14 protein-coding genes and 1 pseudogene are annotated in these 17,962 nt (G+C 75.1%); 10 read left to right on the plus strand and 5 right to left on the minus strand.

Features of this window, described 5'->3' with window-relative positions; genetic code table 11:
* The 5 genes and pseudogenes from ACFXOZ_RS01800 to ACFXOZ_RS01820 form a co-directional block, all read left to right on the plus strand.
* A pseudogene (locus ACFXOZ_RS01800) lies at nucleotides 1–275 on the plus strand (hypothetical protein); the annotation flags it as partial.
* A gap of 153 nt (nucleotides 276–428) precedes the next feature.
* Complete coding sequence (locus tag ACFXOZ_RS01805; protein WP_380527702.1) at nucleotides 429–1,307, plus strand: segregation and condensation protein A; 879 nt, start codon at nucleotides 429–431, stop codon at nucleotides 1,305–1,307.
* A 368-nt stretch (nucleotides 1,308–1,675) separates the two neighbouring features.
* The gene (locus ACFXOZ_RS01810; RefSeq protein ID WP_380408390.1) at nucleotides 1,676–2,269 is read left to right on the plus strand and encodes an SMC-Scp complex subunit ScpB; all 594 of its coding nucleotides are present in this window, start codon (nucleotides 1,676–1,678) and stop codon (nucleotides 2,267–2,269) included.
* Between the two features lie 62 nt (nucleotides 2,270–2,331).
* Nucleotides 2,332–3,732 carry a pseudouridine synthase gene (locus ACFXOZ_RS01815; protein ID WP_380586542.1) on the plus strand — a complete coding sequence of 467 codons (1,401 nt, stop codon included), beginning with the start codon at nucleotides 2,332–2,334 and terminating at the stop codon, nucleotides 3,730–3,732.
* A 224-nt stretch (nucleotides 3,733–3,956) separates the two neighbouring features.
* Nucleotides 3,957–4,964: a helix-turn-helix domain-containing protein gene (locus tag ACFXOZ_RS01820; RefSeq protein WP_375887094.1), complete on the plus strand. Its 1,008-nt coding sequence runs from the start codon at nucleotides 3,957–3,959 to the stop codon at nucleotides 4,962–4,964.
* 46 nt (nucleotides 4,965–5,010) lie between these two features.
* Here the strand turns inward: ACFXOZ_RS01820 and ACFXOZ_RS01825 are convergent, their stop codons facing one another.
* The 3 genes from ACFXOZ_RS01825 to ACFXOZ_RS01835 are packed head-to-tail and all read right to left on the minus strand — an operon-like array spanning nucleotide 5,011 to nucleotide 9,298.
* Nucleotides 5,011–5,373: a DUF952 domain-containing protein gene (locus tag ACFXOZ_RS01825; protein WP_375887095.1), complete on the minus strand. Its 363-nt coding sequence runs from the start codon at nucleotides 5,371–5,373 to the stop codon at nucleotides 5,011–5,013.
* A gap of 54 nt (nucleotides 5,374–5,427) precedes the next feature.
* Nucleotides 5,428–7,044 carry a DUF4139 domain-containing protein gene (locus ACFXOZ_RS01830; protein WP_380586545.1) on the minus strand — a complete coding sequence of 539 codons (1,617 nt, stop codon included), beginning with the start codon at nucleotides 7,042–7,044 and terminating at the stop codon, nucleotides 5,428–5,430.
* A 4-nt stretch (nucleotides 7,045–7,048) separates the two neighbouring features.
* The gene (locus ACFXOZ_RS01835; RefSeq protein ID WP_380586548.1) at nucleotides 7,049–9,298 is read right to left on the minus strand and encodes a DUF4139 domain-containing protein; all 2,250 of its coding nucleotides are present in this window, start codon (nucleotides 9,296–9,298) and stop codon (nucleotides 7,049–7,051) included.
* 441 nt (nucleotides 9,299–9,739) lie between these two features.
* Here ACFXOZ_RS01835 and ACFXOZ_RS01840 point away from each other — a divergent pair, with 441 nt between their 5' ends.
* The 5 genes from ACFXOZ_RS01840 to der all read left to right on the plus strand — a co-directional run bounded on the left by ACFXOZ_RS01840 (nucleotide 9,740) and on the right by der (nucleotide 15,928).
* Complete coding sequence (locus tag ACFXOZ_RS01840; RefSeq protein ID WP_380586551.1) at nucleotides 9,740–10,825, plus strand: prephenate dehydrogenase; 1,086 nt, start codon at nucleotides 9,740–9,742, stop codon at nucleotides 10,823–10,825.
* 126 nt (nucleotides 10,826–10,951) lie between these two features.
* Complete coding sequence (locus ACFXOZ_RS01845) at nucleotides 10,952–12,052, plus strand: DUF4419 domain-containing protein (RefSeq protein WP_380531283.1); 1,101 nt, start codon at nucleotides 10,952–10,954, stop codon at nucleotides 12,050–12,052.
* Entirely contained in the window at nucleotides 12,049–13,434 is a 1,386-nt protein-coding gene (locus ACFXOZ_RS01850; RefSeq protein ID WP_380586554.1) for a DUF4419 domain-containing protein, read from the plus strand. Before ACFXOZ_RS01845 ends, ACFXOZ_RS01850 begins: the two co-directional genes overlap by 4 nt.
* A gap of 120 nt (nucleotides 13,435–13,554) precedes the next feature.
* Nucleotides 13,555–14,268, plus strand: a complete 714-nt coding sequence (gene cmk, locus ACFXOZ_RS01855) for a (d)CMP kinase (RefSeq protein ID WP_380531289.1) — start codon at nucleotides 13,555–13,557, stop codon at nucleotides 14,266–14,268.
* A 202-nt stretch (nucleotides 14,269–14,470) separates the two neighbouring features.
* Complete coding sequence (gene der / locus ACFXOZ_RS01860) at nucleotides 14,471–15,928, plus strand: ribosome biogenesis GTPase Der (protein ID WP_380531292.1); 1,458 nt, start codon at nucleotides 14,471–14,473, stop codon at nucleotides 15,926–15,928.
* Nucleotides 15,929–16,104: 176 nt separating this feature from the next.
* On the opposite strand, the gene ACFXOZ_RS01865 is transcribed toward der, so the two are convergent.
* Complete coding sequence (locus tag ACFXOZ_RS01865) at nucleotides 16,105–16,848, minus strand: hypothetical protein (protein ID WP_380586556.1); 744 nt, start codon at nucleotides 16,846–16,848, stop codon at nucleotides 16,105–16,107.
* Between the two features lie 166 nt (nucleotides 16,849–17,014).
* Nucleotides 17,015–17,866, minus strand: a complete 852-nt coding sequence (locus ACFXOZ_RS01870; RefSeq protein ID WP_375887117.1) for a hypothetical protein — start codon at nucleotides 17,864–17,866, stop codon at nucleotides 17,015–17,017.
* Nucleotides 17,867–17,962: the final 96 nt, after the last annotated feature.

The following is a 17,962-nucleotide window of genomic DNA, read 5'->3' on the forward strand; positions in this document are numbered from 1 at the left end:
CCGAGGAGCAGGCCGGCGCCGCCGGACGCGCCCGGCCGCGCGGCCGCGCGCCGCGCCGCCCGAGCGGGCGCGAGCGGCACGACGAGAAGATCACCGTGTACGTGTCCGCCGAGGAGCTCATGGACCTGGAGCACACCCGGCTGGTGCTGCGCGGCGAGCACGGCCTGGCTGTGGACCGCGGGCGGATCGTCCGGGAGGCGATCGCGGTCGTCCTGGCGGACCTGGAGCAGCGCGGCGAGGCCTCGATCCTGGTCCGGCGGCTGCGCGGCCGTTAGGGCCTGTTGCCCAGGTCTGTTTCCCGGGGCCGTCCGTCGGGCCTGCCCCGGCCGCCGGTGGCGGCGTGCCGCGGGTCCGTGGCGGGCCGGTCGGCGGCGTGTCGCCGGGCCCGTGGCCGGACGGCCGGTGCGGGCGGGTGAAGATGGACCGCCATGCCGAGCACCGTCGAACCAGCCGCCAGCGCCGTGAAGGCCACCGAGGAGGAGCCCCGGGGCGGCTTCCGGGTACGGCTGGACAACTTCGAGGGCCCCTTCGACCTGCTGCTCGGCCTGATCGCCAAGCACAAGCTGGACGTCACCGAGGTGGCCCTGGCCACCGTGACGGACGAGTTCCTGGCGCACATCCGGGCGATGGGCCCGGACTGGGACCTGGACGCGGCGACCGAGTTCCTGGTGGTGGCCGCCACCCTGCTCGACCTCAAGGCCGCCCGGCTGCTGCCGGTGGCCGAGGTCGAGGACGAGGCGGACCTCGCCCTGCTGGAGGCACGTGACCTGCTGTTCGCACGGCTGTTGCAGTACCGGGCGTACAAGCGGGCGGCCGCGCTGTTCGGCGAGCGCTGGGCGGCCGAGCTGCTGCGCCGCCCCCGGGCCGTCGGGCTGGAGCCCCGGCACGCGGAGCTGCTGCCCGAGGTGGTCATCACCGTCGGCGCGGAGCGGCTCGCCCAGCTGGCGGCCAAGGCGATGGAGCCCAAGCCCGAGCCGGTGGTGTACGTGGACCACATCCACGCCCCGCCGGTCAGCGTGCGCGAGCAGGCCGCGCTGGTGGTCGGGCTGCTCACCGAGCTCGGCGAGGCCTCCTTCCAGCAGCTGGTCGCGGACGCGCCGGACACCCTGGTGGTGGTCGCCCGGTTCCTGGCGCTGTTGGAGCTGTACCGGGAGCGGGCGCTGGACTTCGAGCAGCCGGAGGCGCTCGGGGAGCTGCGGGTGCGCTGGGTGGCCGAGGAGGGCCGGGGCCCGGTCGAGGTGACGGACGAGTTCGACCGGCCCGCCGACGGTGCGGAGCGGGCCGAGGAGGAGGACGGGCGGCGATGAGTGGTGGCGAGGGCGTCGGGAAGGGCGTCGGGAGGCCGGTGCGGCGCCCGCTCGGGCTGCCGGGGCAGCCGCGGGCGGAGGAGTGGCTGGAGCCGGCCTTCGAGCTGCTGCCGGAGCCGGTGGCGGCTCCGGTGGCGCAGGCAGCTCAGGAAGCCCCGGTGGCGCCGCCGGGTGCCGCCGCGGAGTCGGGGGACGGCGGGCCCCGGGTGGTGCACCAGAAGTCGGGCCCGCTGACTTCCGGTGCGACGGAGTCGACTGGAACGGAGCCGACCGGAACGGAGCCGACCGGCGCGGAGGCGGTCGGAACGGATCCGTTGGGGCCCGGAGCGGTCGGGCCGGGGCTGCGGGCCGAGCTGGAGGCGATCCTGATGGTCGTCGACGAGCCGGTCGGCGAGGAGCGGCTGGCCGGGGTGCTGGAAAGGTCGCGGGCCGAGGTGGGCGCTGCGCTGCGCGGCCTGGCCGCCGAGTACACCGCCCAGGGGCGCGGCTTCGACCTGCGGCTGGTGGCCGGCGGCTGGCGGTTCTACAGCCGGGAGACCTGCGCAGAGGCGGTCGACCGCTTCCTGCTGGACGGCCAGCAGGCCCGGCTCAGCCAGGCCGCGCTGGAGACCCTGGCGGTGGTCGCCTACCGGCAGCCGGTGTCCAGATCACGGGTTTCCGCCGTCCGCGGTGTGAACTGTGACGGCGTGATGCGTACCCTGGTACAGCGAGGACTGGCGGAAGAGGCCGGATCCGAGCCCGAAACAGGTGCGATCCTGTATCGGACGACGAACTACTTCCTGGAACGGATGGGGCTCCGCGGCTTGGACGAGCTGCCGGAGCTCGCTCCCTTCCTGCCCGAGGTCGACGACGTGGAAGCGGAGTCCCTGGAGGGCACGATGATCGCGGAGGCGGTCTCCGCCGCTGCCGCGCAGGCCGCGGACGGCAGTGGCGAGGCCGATCGGGCAACGCCTGATCGGTAGGGGGAGGTGAGGTCGGCCGAGACGACCGCACATCCCAGACGGAACGACGTACGGACACTTTGATGCGTAGCAGTGGCAACGGCAGGAACGGCAGCGGCGGCGGTAGCGGTCGCGGCGGACAGGGCGGGGGTCGGGGCGGCTCCTACGGCGGCGGCAGCGGCGGCGGTCGCGGCGGTTCGGGCTCGGGCTCGGGTTCGCGCGGCGGTTCGTACGGCGGTGGCTCGTACGGTGGCGGCTCGGGTTCCGGTTCGGGTTCGCGCGGCGGTTCGTACGGCGGTGGCTCGTACGGTGGCGGCTCGGGTTCCGGTTCGGGTTCGCGCGGCGGTTCGTACGGCGGCGGCTCGGGTTCGGGTTCGCGCGGCGGCGGCTCGTACGGCGGCGGTTCGGGTTCGGGTTCGGGCTCGCGCGGCGGTTCCTACGGGCGCGACGGCGGCCGTCGGGACGACCGGCGCGACGACCGGCGTGACGACCGCCGCTTCCCGGACCGCCCGCTGCGGCCCGAGGAGCGCAAGTACGACCGCCCCGAGTTCGGTGGCGGCCCGAACGCCACCCCGGCCCGCGGCGGCTTCACCGGCCGGCGTCCCGGCCCGGCTCCGCGCCCGCGCCGGGAGGGCCAGGGCGCCCCGGGCGACCCGCGCCGCCAGCCGCAGCGCTCGCGCGAGCTCCAGGCCAGGATCGAGGACGCCGTGCTGGCCCGGCACGACAAGCCGGCCGTCAAGCTGCCCAAGACCTTCGGCGAGCCCGAGGGCGAGCGCCTTCAGAAGGTGCTGGCCCGGGCCGGCGTCGGCAGCCGGCGCGCCTGCGAGGAGCTGATCGAGCAGGGGCGGGTCTCGGTCAACGGCAAGCAGGTCACCGAGCAGGGCAAGCGGGTCGACCCGGAGAAGGACGAGATCAAGGTCGACGGCCTGACCGTCGCCACCCAGTCCTACCTGTTCTTCGCGCTCAACAAGCCGGCCGGTGTGGTCTCCACCATGGAGGACCCGGACGGCCGCCAGTGCCTGGGCGACTACGTGACCAACCGGGAGACCCGGCTGTTCCACGTCGGCCGGCTGGACACCGAGACCGAGGGCATCATCCTGCTCACCAACCACGGCGAGCTGGCCCACCGCCTCACCCACCCGAAGTACGGCGTGACCAAGACCTACCTGGCCGCCATCCAGGGCCCGATCCCGCGTGACCTGGGCAAGCAGCTGGCCAAGGGCGTGGAGCTGGAGGACGGCTACGCGCGCGCCGACAGCTTCAAGGTGATCTCCAACGTCGGCAAGAACTACCTGGTCGAGGTGACCCTGCACGAGGGTCGCAAGCACATCGTCCGCCGGATGCTGTCCGAGGTCGGCTTCCCGGTCGAGAAGCTGGTGCGCACCCACTTCGGTCCGATCGCCCTGGGCGACCAGAAGTCGGGCTGGCTGCGCCGCCTGACCAACCCCGAGGTCGGCCAGCTGATGCGCGAGGTCGGCCTGTAGGACCCCGGCCGTACGGCCGTCGTTCGTCGGAGGGTCCCCCGCCCGTGGTGGCGGGGGACCCTCCGACGTGTGTGAGCCGGGACGCAACCGCTGGTCACGGCCTTGTCAGCGCCATGATCCGTGGCCGAGGATGGCCACCGGACCACCGCCCCGCCGCGTGGCGGGACCGCGCCAGTACGGGCGGCCGGAGGGGTGTTCCGGAGCGAGCAGGGGGAGACGGCGTCGTGTCCGATGCAGCACTGGGGCGGTCCGCCGGACACGCGCTCGGCCCGTTGGGACTGGCCGAGCCGGACGGGCAGGTGTACGCGGCACTGGTCGCCAACCCGCAGTCCACGGCGGAGGAGCTGGCCGAGAGCTGCGGCCTGACGCTCCAGCAGGGCGTGCGCGCGCTGGACCGGTTGGCGCAGCAGGGGATGGCCACCCGGGCCCCGGTGGACCGGGAGCGCTACCTGCCGGTCGCCCCGGACGTGGCGATAGGGACCCTGATCGGCCACCGGGAGTCCGAGCTGCGCAGCGCCCGGGCCGAGATGCACCGGCTGATGGACGCCTTCCGGGAGGCCTCGCGGTACACCGACCCGGCGCACTCGGTGGAGGTGCTGACCGGCGGCGAGGCGATCGCCCAGCGGCTGGAGCACATCACCGGGAGCAGCCAGTACCAGGTCCGCGGCTTCGACCGCCCGCCGTACATCCAGGACCCGGTTTCGGCGATGCCGTTGCAGCGGCGGCGGCTGCGGGAGGGCCTGCGGTTCCGGACGATCTACGACCGGGAGGCGGTGGCCTGGCCCGGCCGCCTGGAGCGGAACATCCTGGTCGGCGTCGCGGACGGTGAGGAGGCGCGGGTGCGGCCGACGCTGCCGATGAAGATGATCATCTCGGACGACCGGATGGCGATCATCCCGATCAGCGTCGGCGACAGCGTGCTGGACGCGGCCTACGTGATCCACCCCTCGGCGCTGCTCCAGGCACTGGACACGCTGTTCGAGGCCGAGTGGGAGCGGGCCGTGCAGTTGCAGGCCGCGATCGGCACCGGGGACGCCTCGCCGGAGCCGGACGCCGACCACCGCAAGCTGCTGGGGCTGCTGGCCGCCGGGCTGACCGACGAGTCGATCGCCCGTTCGCTGGGCTGGAGCGCCCGGACCACCCAGCGGCGGTTGCAGGCCCTGATGCGCTCGCTGGGCGCCACCACCCGCTTCCAGGCCGGGATGGCGGCCCGGGAGCGGGGGTGGCTGTGAGGCGGGTCGGCTGTGATCCGGGGTGGCTGTGGGGCGGGTCGGCCGCTCAGCTCCAGGGGCTGAGCGAGGCCCAGTGGCCGTCCGGGCCGCGGTCGACCTTCTCCAGCCCGACCACGGCGGACCGGTTCAGCCGCCCGTAGATGTGCGGGAACAGCACGCCGGGGGTGGCGCCGGGCGGCGGGGCGCCGTGGGCGGCCTCCCACTTGACCATCGGCTCCACCAGTGCCTCCTCGATCAGCAGCACCATCAGCGGGTCCGGGGTGTCGGCGAAGAAGGAGTTGGCCACCGCGAGCGCCGTCCGCTCGTCCGCCGAGCAGTGGATGAACCCGTCGGTGAGCAGCGACGCGGTGGCGTACGGGCGGCCGGGGTCGGACAGCCAGTCGTCCAGGGGGGCGAGATGGAGGATCATGTTCCTTTTGTACCCGCTTTCCGGTCCTGAGCGGTCGTCACGGGGCCTCCGGCGTCACAGCCCGGCCACCTTGGCGGCGGCGGACACCTCGTACACCAGGGTGAGGCTGCGGCGGGCGCCCGGGCCGAGCGGGACGTCCCAGCGGACGATGCCCTCGGCGTCGAAGGCGTCCGGAGCCGGGGAGCACTCCTCCTTGCGCAGCCGCACCTCGACCTCGGCGACCTCGGAGACCGGCACCCGCTCGCGGACCGTGACCAGCTGCTCGTCGTGCTCCTCCGGGCCGGAGAAGCGGGACAGGTGCAGCCGGACGGTCCGGGTGGTGGTCCGGCGGCCGCTCAGGGCGGTGGTGCCGCTGCGCTCCTCGGTCTCGCGGACCACCCGGTAGCCGTCCGTACTGCCGAAGGACAGTTCGGCGTCGGCGCCGGCGGCGGTGAAGCGCAGCTCGCCGCGGCCGGTGAAGCCGCTGCCGCGGACCAGCTCGACCGGGCCGGCCAGCAGCGGGTGCCCGGCCGCGTTGCGGAACCGGACCACCTGGGTGACCAGCGGGGACAGCTCCGGGGCGCAGGCGAACTCGCTGCTCGCCGGGCCGGTGAAGGCGCCCAGCGGGACCCGGTGGGCGCGGCCGTCGGAGGGGACGGTGGCCGGGGCGGGGGCGGGCAGCACCCGGACCTCGCCGCCGTCGTCCAGGCCGGGGACTGCGGCGTCCGGGCCCAGGGTGCTGACCTCCTCCTCGCGCAGCTCGACCTCGACCGTGCGGCGCTCCTCGTCGGTGCGCTCGCGCAGGACCAGCAGGTCCTCGGCGAGCACCGGCGGGTCGGTGGCCAGGGCGGAGCGGGCGGTGGAGAAGGTCAGCCGGGCGCCGGTCCAGTCCTCGCCGGTGCGCTGCCAGACCACCGCCTCCGACTCCAGGCGCAGGCCGTCGGAGTCCAGCGTGGCGCGGTAGGAGGGGCGCCACAGCGCGCAGGGCACCAGGTGGTGGACGGTCAGCTCGGCCGGGCCGGGGTGCTCGGCCTCGACCGTGAGCTCCAGGTGGGCGTGCAGCTCGGCGGGCTCCTCCTCGGCCTCGTCCAGGGCCAGCAGGGCCTGGGAGCGCTCCTCGTCCAGGCGGCGCAGCCTGGAACGGGTCGCGCGCAGCTCCTCGCCGTGGCGCTCGCGCTCGGCGTCCACCCGGTCCAGCTCGCGGGCCCAGCGGGTGCGCTCGATCTCGCCGACGCCGGCGCCCTCGCCGACCTCGCGCAGCAGGTCCGCGGTCAGCTGGGCGAGCAGGGCGAGCCGGGCCTCCAGTCGGGCGCGGGTCCGGTCCGCGAGGCGGTACTCGGCCTCCAGCCCGTGCAGGCGGTGGCGCAGCGCGGAGTCCGCCGGGCCGGGCGGCAGCGGCGCGCGCGGGGACCAGGAGCGCACCAGCCGGGCCTCCAGCACCCGGGTGCCGGGGGTGGCGGACTCGGCGCGCAGGGTGCGGTCCACGGCGAGGGCGGTGAGCGGGCCCAGCCGCAGCCGCTGGACGCCCGCGGTGAGTCGGACGGTCACCGAGCGCTCGACCTGGGCCCGGTCCTCCAGGCAGGTGACGGCGGTGACGGGGAGGGCGGCGGTGACGGGGAGAGAGGGGGGAACGGGGGCGGTGGGAACGGGGAGGGCAGCTGGGAGGGGGAGGGGAACGGTCTCTTCGGTCATCTGGTCAGTTCCTCCGGTTTCCGCCGACGATGGCCTTTCCGGCCGGGATCTTGATCTGGTAGCCGCCGTCCAGCTCGGTGCGGCCACCCGGCGCCAGCTCGACCCGCCAGAGCCGGGTGCCGACCGGGCACTCCGGGGTGGGGACGGCCGGGGCCTGCCAGTCCGCGCGCTCCTCGATCCGGATCTCGGTGTCCGAGGCGACCGGCACGCGCTCGCGGACCTCGACCGTGACGGGGCGGCCAAGGCGGTTCGCCAGGTGGACGTGCACCCGGTGGTCGAGCACGGTGCTGTTGCCCTTCAGCATGCCGGTGGCGGACTCGCGCAGCTCGGTGCGGCGCGCCACCTCGACGCTCTCGGTGACGCCGATGCCCAGGCTCCGGGTGCCGCCCGGGGCGAGGGTCGGCAGGGCGGCGGTGAGCAGGAACTCGTCGTCCACGGTGACCTCGACCGGGCCGGTCAGCACGGCGCGGTCGGTGCGGTTGGCGAGCACCAGGGTCGCGTACACCTTCTCCTCGACGGCCGGGACGGTGACGTACTCGGGGCTGACGGAGAGCGGGATCTCGTCCACCGTGACGGTGTGCCAGGTGCCGTCGGAGGGGACGTCGGCGGGGGCGGCGGCGTCGAAGCGGTGGTCGAAGGAGCCGGCCGAGACGCGGGGCGGGACGGCGTGGCGGGGGAGGGCGAGGCCGGTCAGGCGGATGCCCGGGTGGATCTGCTGCCAGGTTTCGTGTTCGAGCCGGGCCGGGTCGGGGCGCAGGGTGCCGCGCCGGTCGGCGGGGGCGTCGGGGCCGGCCAGCTGGAGGTCGGGGTAGTCGAGCAGGTCGGCCGCCGGGACGAAGCCGGTGTCGGGCGGTGGGGTCGCGCCGCGGCGGCGCGCGGAGCGGAGGGCCTCGGCCGGCGGGGCGCCGCCGAAGGCCTGCGGCATCGGGGCGCCGGCGGGGGCCGGGGCGCCGGGGGCGGGTGGGCCGCCGTAGCCGGCGAAGCCGGGCGCCACGGGGGCGGGGGGTGCGGGGGGCATGGGCACGGGGGCGGGGGCGGAGAACGCCGGGGCGGAGGGCGGCTCCGGGACGCTGAGCATTCCGCCGCCGGACGGGCCGGCGGGCGCCGCCTCGTCCGCGAGGAACTCGGCGCGGGGCCCGTCCGGGCGGGCGCCGCCGCGCCGGGCCGAGAAGCGGCGGCCGGGCCCGGGTGCGCCGGGCGGGACCGGGAGCGGGACCTTGCGGCGGCGAGGGCGGCGGGCGGGGCGGTCGGCCGTGGCCGCGTCGTAGCCAGTGAAGAGGTCGGACAGGCCGGCCGGGGGCTCGCGCCAGCCGGAGGGCGGCGGGGCGGGCTGGCTGCGCCCGATCCGGAGGGAGGCGAGTCGGGGGAGGTCGGTGCGGCGGTCGAGGTCGGCGGTGGACAGGGCGAGCCGGACGCCCGTCCAGTCCTCGCCGGTGTGCTGGGCGACGGCGGCGCGCAGGACCAGCTGGGCGGTGTCGGCACCGGTGCGGTGGCTGAGCCGGTAGGCGGGCACCCAGCGGGCGGTGGGGACGCCGTACTCCAGCTCCAGCTCCAGTTCGATCCGGTCGGGGGCGGTGGTTTCGGAGGCGGTTTCGGGGGCGTTGGCGTCGGGGGTGCCGGTGGTGAGGGTGAGCAGGACGGTTCTGGTGGTGCCGACCGGCTCGGTGCGGTCGGCGGTGGACGCGCGGTCCAGCCGGTCGGCGGCCAACTGGCGCTCGTGGTCCGCGAGTTCGATCTCCCGGGTGAGCTGCTCGGAGCGCTCCTGGAGCCGGGCCAGCCGTTCGTCGACGAAGTCGGCGAGCTCCAGCCAGGCGTCCGCCGGGGTGCGGCGCAGCGGCTCGTCGGGGCGGCGCTGGGGCGGGACGGCGCGCAGCGCGGCGGTCTCGGCGATCGCGGCCAGGACCAGCCGGTGGCGCTCGTTCAGGGCGCCCTGGTGTTCCATGGCCTCGTCCAACTCGCGCTGCATCTGCGGGAGTTCATCGGGCTCGTGGAGCTCGGCGAGCGTTTCGAGGCGGGCCTCGACCACCGTGGTGCCGGCCGGTCCGGACAGCACCCGGGCGCGCAGCGAATCGGCGCGCAGCGAGTCGGGCAGGCCGGTCAGCCGCAGCCGTCCGTCCGGGGGGAGGGGGACGGTGGCCCGGCGCCGGCACACCGCGCCCTCGGCGTACACCACGACGGAGTCGAGGGCCGACGGGTGGGCCGGTACGGCCGGCCGTTTCGACGGCCCGGTGTGGCTGCTGTGTCGATCGTCCATGCGCATCCCCTTCGTTCGCGTCCGGTGGTCCCGAGGCCCGGGAGTCCCGTGGCCCGGTGGTCCCGTGGACCGGTGTGCCGCGGCTCGCCCCGCCTGTCCCCCGGGCGGCCAGTCTGCCCCGCCGGGGGCCGGGCGTCGCCGGATTTCCCGGGGCACGGCGTGTGCACTGGGTGGGACGGGGCGCGGGGCGCGGTGGTTGCCGGGTGGGTGGCGGTTGCCGGGGCGTGGCGGTCAGCGGGGGCGTTGGTTGCCGGGGCGTGACGGTTGGCGGGGTCGGGGGTCGGCGGGGGGCGTCGGGTGGGAGGATGGGGCGCGGGCGCGCCCGGTCGGCTCCGGTACTTCGTCGCGCCCTCCGGCACCCGCTGAGCACCGCCCGTTCGTCGAGCACCGCCCGTGTGAACCGTCCCGTCGAGAAACCGTGATCGAGGAGAGCCACCCGCCATGCGCACTGCCGTCGTCGTCGGCACCGGACTGATCGGCACCTCCGCAGCCCTGGCCCTGGCCGCACGCGGGCTGACCGTCCATCTGGAGGACGCGGACCCGGACGCCGCCCGCACCGCCGAGTCGCTCGGCGCCGGCATCACCGAACCGGCCGAGGGCCCGGTCGACCTGGCGATCATCGCCGTCCCGCCGGCCCTGGTCGGCAAGGTCCTCGCGGACTGCCAGCGCCGCAACCTGGCGCACTGGTACACCGACGTGGCCAGCGTGAAGTCCGGCCCGGGCAGCGAGATCGCCACGCTGGGCCTGGACACCGTCCACTACATCGGCAGCCACCCGATGGCCGGCCGCGAGCGCTCCGGCCCGCTGGCCGCCCGCGCCGACCTGTTCGAGGGCCGCCCCTGGGTGCTCACCCCGACCGCCGACACCGACACCGACACGCTCAACGCCGCGCTGGAGCTGGTCGCGCTGTGCGGCGCGGTGCCGATCGTGATGGACGCCGAGGCCCACGACCGGGCCGTGGCCCTGGTCTCGCACGCCCCGCAGCTGGTCTCCTCGCTGGTCGCGGCCCGGCTGGAGCACGCCGACGAGACGGCCATAAGGCTCTCCGGCCAGGGCGTGCGCGACGTGACCCGGATCGCCGCCTCGAACCCCGGGATGTGGGTCGACATCCTGTCGGCCAACGCGGGCGCGGTCGCCGACGTGCTCGCCGAGGTCGCCAACGACCTCGGCGAGACCGTCACCGCGCTGCGTGCCCTGGAGGCCGAGGAGGAGGGTATGCGCCGCTCCGGTGCCGAGGGCATCGAGGCGGTCATGCGGCGCGGCAACACCGGCCAGGCCCGCATCCCCGGCAAGCACGGCGCCCCGCCCACCCGGTACGAGACCGTCGCGGTCGTCCTCGGCGACCAGCCGGGCGAGCTGGGCCGGCTGTTCGGGGAGGTCGGCGAGGCCGGGGTCAACATCGAGGACGTCCTGATCGAGCACTCGGACGGGCAGCAGGTCGGCTTCGTCCAGCTGTCGGTGGCGCCGACGGCGGTCAAGCGGCTCACGGCGGCGCTGCGCGCGAGCGGGTGGAGCGTCCGGGACTGACGCTCCCGGGCGGTGTCCGGGTGGGGCGGTGTCCGGGCGGGGCGCTGTTCGGGTCGGGGCCGTGTCCGGGGCCTGGTGGTTCGGGTCGGGGTGGTACGGGGGAGCGGGCGGGGAGGGGGAGTGGGCGTGATCATCGAGTTGCCGCTGGGGGAGACCCGGCACGGGTTCGCGGGCGAGCCGGTGGACCTCGGGAACGAGCGCTTCCTGCGGGCGGTGGTGGGCGGGGACTTCCTGGTCCGTCACCGCAGCGTGGCGGCGATGGTCGAGCGGCCCCGGCCGCAGCCGGTCCGGCCGGAGTTCTCCGCACCGGAGCCCGGCGAGCCCGAGCCGACCTGGAGCCTGCTGCTGCGCGCCGCCCACACGGCCTTCGCCGACCACCTGCCGCTGAGCCTGTCGCCGGACGTGCTCTGGTACGCGGTGGTGCACGAGGTCGCGGTGCACGTACGGATGTACCCGCCGCGCTACCGGGCGCTGTTCGGCGCGGCGGACCGCTCGCGGGCGCTCGTGGTGCGGGACGACTCGCTGCTGGGCGGGGGCGCCGACTGGGCCCGGTCGGTCCGGCTGGTCCGGGAGCCCCTGGTGGCGGCCCTCGGCGCGGAGGTGGTCGAGCTGTTCCGGCCGGCCTTCTCCACCACCACGCCGGACGACGAGGCCTCGGCCCTGGTCGCGCTGATGGACGTGGTCAGCCCCTACTACGACTTCCGCTGGGAGACCCGCTGCGGCATCCCGCGGATCCGGCTGGAGGGCACCGCCGGGGACTGGGCGCTGCTCGCAGGCCGGGTGGACGCGCTGGCGGAGCGCTTCGACTGGCTGGTGCCGTGGTTCGACGGGCTGCGCCCGGTGCTGGCGCAGATCGCCGCGACGGCGGCGGGCGGCCCGGTGGACGAGGGCTTCTGGCGTTCGCTGTACAAGTGGGAGTCGGTGTCCGGCGGCCCGCTGGTGACCGGCTGGCTCACCGCCTTCTTCGCCCACACCCAGACCCCGGACGGGCCCCGGCTGCGGCAGACCTTCTGCTGGCGCGAGGCCGCGGGCACCTCGTACCACCGGGACGCCTTCGCGGTGAACGACTTCCCCTCGCACCTGTCCACGGTGCCGTTCGTCTGGGACCTCCTGGGCGTCGAGCGGTCCATGGTGCTGGTCGGCGGGGTGCTCGGGATCGAGCGGGACGGGGAGTTCCTGCGGCCCCGGCTGGGGCACGCGGTGCTGGAGACGGGGGAGTCGCGATGATCGTGGACGTTCCGCTCGGTGAGGGCCAAGTACCGGGCGATGTGGGGGAGTTGACGGAGGCCGGGAACGACGGGTTCCTGGCGGCGGTGGTCGGCGGGGAGTTCGAGCTGCTGCACCGCAGCACCGGGACGCTGCTGGCCAGTCCGGAGGAGCGGCGGCCCGAGGGCGAGCCCGAGCCGACCTGGAGCCTGCTGCTGCGCGCCGCCCATACCGCCTTCGCGGAGCACCTGCCGCTGAGCCTGTCGCCGGACGTGCTCTGGTACGCGGTGGTGCACGAGATCGCGCTGCACGTACGGCTGAACGCTCAGCAGTACGAGGGGCTGTTCAGCGCCACCCCCGGTGAGAAGCGGACCATCGAAGTCAGGGACGACAGCCTGCTGGGCGCCGACGCGGACTGGGCGCGGTCGATCAGGCTGGTCCGGGGGCCGCTGGCGAAGGAGATCGGGCCCGAGCTGGTGGAGCTGTTCCAGCCGACCTTCTCGACCACCACGCCGGACGACGTCTCCGCGGTGCTGGTCGCGCTGATGGACGTGGTCAGCCCGTACTACGAATTCCGCTGGCTCACGCTGTGCGGCATCCCGCGGATCCGGCTGGAAGGCACGGCCGAGGACTGGGCGCTGCTGGCGGCGAGGGCCGGGGAGCTGGCGGAGTGGTTCGGGTCGCCCGAGGCGCTCGGGCCCTGGTTCGCGGGGCTGCGGCCGGTGCTGGCGGAGATCGCGGCGACGGCGGCCGGCGGGCCGGCGGACGAGGGGTTCTGGCGTTCGCTGTACAAGTGGGAGTCGGAGTCCGGCGGGGACTTCGTCTCCGGCTGGATCACCGTCTTTTTCGCCCACACCCAGACACTCTCGGGGCCCGAGCCGCGTACGGACTTCCGCTGGCGGGACGGGCGGGGGCGGTTCCGGGAGAACGCCTTCCCCTCGCACGTGTCGAAGGTGCCGTTCCAGTGGGAGACCCCGGCCGGGATCCGGAAGATGGCCTTCCTCGGCGGGGTGCTCGGCATCGAGCGGGACGGCGAGTACGTACGGCCCCGGCTCGGGAACGCCGTGCTGGAGGTGCAGCGGGAGCCCGTCGACCCGGCGAACGAGCAGGCGGCGCTGGCGGCGGCGCAGCTGCCGCCGGGGTGGACGGTCGAGCGGGTGCGGGAGGTCAGCGGGTCCCCGTGGGCCAAGCTGGTGAGGGCGGACGGCGTCACCGTCGAGAGACGGGAGGGCGGGCCCGTGGGTGCGGTCGCACTCATCCGCTTCAGCCACTTCTGCTTGGTCCGGTGCGCGGGCGACGACGATTGGTACGCCGCCTTGCCGCTGCCGGACGGCACGGTGCAGTTGGGGAGGTCGCGCGGGCCGGATCTGGCGGGTGCGTTGGCGGGGGCGGAGTACTGGTGATCGGCCCGGGACGGGGTCCGGCCGCGGTCCATTAACCTTGAGGGAGACAATCCCCGGCCGTCCGCCCCCACAGGCGTCCGGCTCCCGTGTTCTCAGCATGCTCAGAGAGAGGTTCGCCCCGTGGACACTGCCGACCGAGCGCACGCCCCGGTCGTCGTCGCCATCGACGGACCCTCCGGCTCCGGCAAGTCGACCGTCTCGCGGGCGGTCGCCGCCCGGCTGGGCCTGAGCTTCCTGGACACCGGCGCCATGTACCGGGCGATGACCTGGTGGATGCAGGCCAACGACGTGGACGTCGACGACCCGGAGGCGGTGGCCGTCGCGTGCGGCAAGCCCGTCATCGTGTCCGGTACGGACGCCGACGGGCCGACCATCACGGTGGACGGTCAGGACGTCTCCGGCCCGATCCGGGGCCCCGAGGTGACGGCGCAGGTCAGCGCGGTCGCCGCGGTGCCGGCCGTGCGGGCCCGGCTGGTGGAGCTGCAGCGCGGCTGCGCCGAGGTCGCCGAGCGCGGCATCGTCGCCGAGGGCCGGGACATGGGGACCGTGGTGTTCCCGCAGGCCACCGTCAAGGTGTTCCTGACCGCCTCCGAGTCGGCCCGGGCCGCGCGCCGGGCGGCCGAGCTGCGGGCCAAGGGCGTGGACGAGGCGACCATCACCGCGATGGCCGCCGACCTCGCGCGCCGCGACGCGGCCGACTCCTCCCGGGAGACGGCGCCGCTGACCCAGGCCGCGGACGCGGTGCTGGTGGACACCAGCGAGCTCACCCTGGAGCAGGTGATCGGCCGGATCACCGCCCTGGTGGAGGAGCGGGCCGGGCTGTCGTCGGTCTGACCGGCTGGCCTTCCGGTCCGGCCGGCCGACCATTTCGGTCTGACCAGCTGACCATTTTTGATCGTATCGGCCGACCGGCCGATCATTGAACGAACCGCGGGCCGTCAGGCGCCGCGGACGAAACCATCGCGCTGCCCCAGCGGGGCAGGTACGCACGGCACGCCCCTGGGAAGGGCCGGGCCGGGAAACGGAACAGACGAACATGACCGCAGAGCACTCCGCCGGCCCCGGCGAGCTGGATGCCGCCGACTACGCCGAGTACATGGCCCTGGCCGCCGAAGAGGGCTTCGACCTCGACGGCTTCGACGGCGTGGACGGCGCCGAGCTCGTCCGGCTGCCGGTGCTGGCCGTCGTCGGCCGCCCGAACGTCGGCAAGTCGACCCTGGTGAACCGCATCATCGGCCGCCGCGAGGCCGTCGTCGAGGACAAGCCGGGCGTCACCCGTGACCGGGTCACCTACGAGGCCAGCTGGAACGGCCGCCGCTTCAAGGTCGTCGACACCGGCGGCTGGGAGATCGACGTCCTCGGCATCGACGCCATGGTCGCCGCGCAGGCCGAGCTGGGCATCGAGCAGGCCGACGCGGTCCTGTTCGTCGTGGACGCCACCGTCGGCGCCACCGACACCGACGAGGCCCTGATCAAGCTCATCCGCCGGGCCGGCAAGCCGACCGTCCTGTGCGCCAACAAGGTCGACGGCCCGTCCACCGAGGCCGAGGCGGCCTACCTGTGGTCGCTGGGCCTGGGCGAGCCCTTCCCGGTCTCCGCCCTGCACGGCCGCGGCTCCGGTGACCTGCTGGACGCCGTCATGGACGCGCTGCCCGAGGCCCCGGCGCAGACCTTCGGCGACGCCGCCCCCGGCGGCCCGCGCCGGATCGCGCTGATCGGCCGGCCCAACGTCGGCAAGTCCAGCCTGCTGAACAAGGTCGCCGGCGAGGAGCGGGTGGTCGTCAACGAGCTGGCCGGCACCACCCGTGACCCGGTCGACGAGATGATCGAACTCGGCGGCAAGACCTGGAAGTTCGTGGACACCGCCGGTATCCGCCGCCGGGTCCACCTGACCGCCGGCGCCGACTTCTACGCCTCGCTGCGCACCTCCGCCGCGCTGGAGAAGGCCGAGGTCGCGGTCGTCCTGATCGACGCCAGCGAGACCCTGGCCGAGCAGGACACCCGGATCATCTCGATGGCCGTCGAGGCCGGGCGTGCCGTCGTCGTCGCCTACAACAAGTGGGACCAGCTCGACGAGGAGCGCCGCTACTACCTGGAGCGCGAGATCGAGCGCGACCTCGTCCAGGTGCAGTGGGCCCCGCGGGTCAACGTCTCGGCCAAGACCGGCCGGCACATGGAGAAGCTCGTCCCGGCGATCGAGACCGCGCTGGACGGCTGGGAGACCCGCATCACCACCGCGCGCCTGAACGCCTTCCTCGGCGAGCTGGTCGCCGCCCACCCGCACCCGATCCGCGGCGGCAAGCAGCCGCGCATCCTGTTCGGCACCCAGGCGGGCATCCGTCCGCCGCGCTTCGTGCTGTTCGCCTCGGGCTTCCTGGAGGCGGGGTACCGGCGCTTCATCGAGCGTCGTCTGCGGGAGGAGTTCGGCTTCGTCGGGACGCCGATCTCGATCTCGGTGCGGGTGCGGGAGAAGCGCAACAACAAGAAGAAGTAGGTCGCAGCTGTAGCTGTACGAGCTGGAGGGCTCCGTCACCGGTGGTGGCGGGGCCCTCGGGCGTTTCCGCTGCCGGTGGTGTGCGCCGACCGACGGTTCGGCTGCTTGCTCAGGCCGCGGTCGGGGACGGGCGGGGGCCGGTCGGGGACGGGCGGGGGCCGGGCGGGGGTCGCCCGTCAGTGGTGGTCGCCGGTGCGGCCAGGGGGGAGCGAAAGCATCTGGCGGTGGCGGCCGCCGGTCGGGGCGGGGGCCGTGGCGAGGCCGGTGGCCGTGCCCAGCAGCGGGGACGGGGCCGGCGGCGGGGCGGGCACGGTGTGCTGGACCGCGCCGAGGTAGCCGGCGGCGACCCAGCCCTGGCCGTTGGTGAACTGGGGAGCCGGGGGGCCGGCCTGGCCGTGGCCGTCGCTGGTGGCGGCGGTGGCGGCCATGGCGGCCATGGGCTCGGGGTGGGGGGTCGGCTGGTGCTGGGGGTGGTGCTGGTGCTGGTGCTGGGGGTGGACGTGCGCGTGGTGCTGGGGGGCGTGGTGCTGGGGGGCGTGGTGCTGGGTGTGCGCGTGGTGCTGGGGGATGTGGTGCTGGGTGGGGGTGTGGTGCGACTGCGTCGGCATGAACTGGGGGAGGCCGGAGGGCTGGCCCGCGTAGGTGTGGAAGGCCTGCTGCTGCGCCGACGGGTACGGGCGCTGCTCGCCGAGCAGCGGGTGGCCGTCGCGGACCGCGAAGCCGGTGAACCTCAGATCCTCCTCGCCCGAGCGGTCGCCGGGCAGGGCGCGGAACAGCCGTCGGTACTCGGAGTACAGCTCGTCGTAGATCGGGGTCGTCGAGTGCGGGTGCTCCGCGTCGTACGACGGGCGCATGCCCGGGATCGAGCGGGGGGCGGTGGCCGACCGTCCGGCGGGTGCGGAGACGTCGTAGCTGTACACGTAGGGGCCAACGAGTGAGAGGCGGCGGGGATGCGGGGGCGTTCGGCGTACCGGGGGGAGGGGCGGGCTCGCCGGGTGCTGCGGACGTGCCGTGCCTGCCGGGTGCGGCGGAAGGGCGGCGGGCCGTCCGCCCTTCCGCCGCACCCGGTGGGCCGGAGCGGCGGGATCAGGTGCCGGCGAGCGGGAGGGAGGCGGCGACCACCTGGCCCAGCGCGACCGCCCGCTCCAGCGCCTGGCGCAGCAGGTCCTCGCGGGGCTGGCGGCCGACCATCCCGGCCGGGACGGCGTACATGGTCACCTCGGAGAGCTGGCTGGCGGCCATCCGCCAGGCGTCGGTGACCTGGAGCGGCTGGTGGGCCTGCCACCAGCCGGTGCTGCCGCCGGCCGCGGCGGGCTGGAGGATCGCGTGCAGCTTGCCCATGGCGACCAGGACCGACCAGCCGGGCAGCTGCTCCGGGGTCTCGTCGAGGTCGGTGACCGGCTGGAAGCCCGCGTCCTGGAGCAGGTCGAGGAACTCGTCCTCGCCGGTGGTGCTGCCGGGCCGGCCGACCGGGCCGGTGGGCTCGACCACGAGGGAGGCGTGGCCGACCTTGCCGTGCAGGACGAGCCCGCAGGTGATGCCGAGGATGGCGGCCTGGCCGGGGGCGGGCGGCTGGGGGGCGGCCGGCGCGGGGAGGGCGAGGTCCGGGGAGGGCGCGGTGAGGTCCGGGGCCGGGACGGTGAGGCCGGGCGCGGCGGGCTGCGACTGGTTGATGCTGCGGACGGCGCCGACCAGCTGCTCCTCGGCGACCGGCACCACCTGGGAGGGGATGCACCGGGCGTGGGCGAAGGCCAGGACCGCCGTCTCGTCGCCGACGAACAGCACGGTGCTGGTGGGCTCCACGTGGGTGTCGCCGGGGGTGCGGCAGGAGGTGCATTCGTAGCTGTCGGGGGCGCGGTCGCCGCCGAGCAGGCGGTCGGCCTCGTCGTCGCCGATCTCGGACCGGACCTCGTCGCTGACGTCGAGCATGCGCGGCACGGGTTCTCCTCGGATGGGTGCGGGTGGGTCAAGGGCGGGCACGGGGGCGGGCCCGGGGCGGGGCACGGGGCGGGCATGGGGCGGGGCATGGGGAGG

It is taken from the genome of Kitasatospora sp. NPDC059160, assembly GCF_042755465.1.
GTDB lineage: Bacteria > Actinomycetota > Actinomycetes > Streptomycetales > Streptomycetaceae > Kitasatospora.

What these genes read in the sequence shown, in the direction of transcription:
- ACFXOZ_RS01850 (WP_380586554.1), top strand. Translation starts at nt 12,049, where the DNA reads ATGATCGTGGACGTTCCGCTCGGTGAGGGCCAAGTACCGGGCGATGTG.
- ACFXOZ_RS01840 (WP_380586551.1), top strand. Translation starts at nt 9,740, where the DNA reads ATGCGCACTGCCGTCGTCGTCGGCACCGGACTGATCGGCACCTCCGCA.
- ACFXOZ_RS01805 (WP_380527702.1), top strand. Translation starts at nt 429, where the DNA reads ATGCCGAGCACCGTCGAACCAGCCGCCAGCGCCGTGAAGGCCACCGAG.
- ACFXOZ_RS01830 (WP_380586545.1), bottom strand. Translation starts at nt 7,044, where the DNA reads ATGACCGAAGAGACCGTTCCCCTCCCCCTCCCAGCTGCCCTCCCCGTT.
- ACFXOZ_RS01815 (WP_380586542.1), top strand. Translation starts at nt 2,332, where the DNA reads ATGCGTAGCAGTGGCAACGGCAGGAACGGCAGCGGCGGCGGTAGCGGT.
- ACFXOZ_RS01810 (WP_380408390.1), top strand. Translation starts at nt 1,676, where the DNA reads ATGGTCGTCGACGAGCCGGTCGGCGAGGAGCGGCTGGCCGGGGTGCTG.
- ACFXOZ_RS01825 (WP_375887095.1), bottom strand. Translation starts at nt 5,373, where the DNA reads ATGATCCTCCATCTCGCCCCCCTGGACGACTGGCTGTCCGACCCCGGC.
- ACFXOZ_RS01835 (WP_380586548.1), bottom strand. Translation starts at nt 9,298, where the DNA reads ATGGACGATCGACACAGCAGCCACACCGGGCCGTCGAAACGGCCGGCC.
- der (WP_380531292.1), top strand. Translation starts at nt 14,471, where the DNA reads ATGACCGCAGAGCACTCCGCCGGCCCCGGCGAGCTGGATGCCGCCGAC.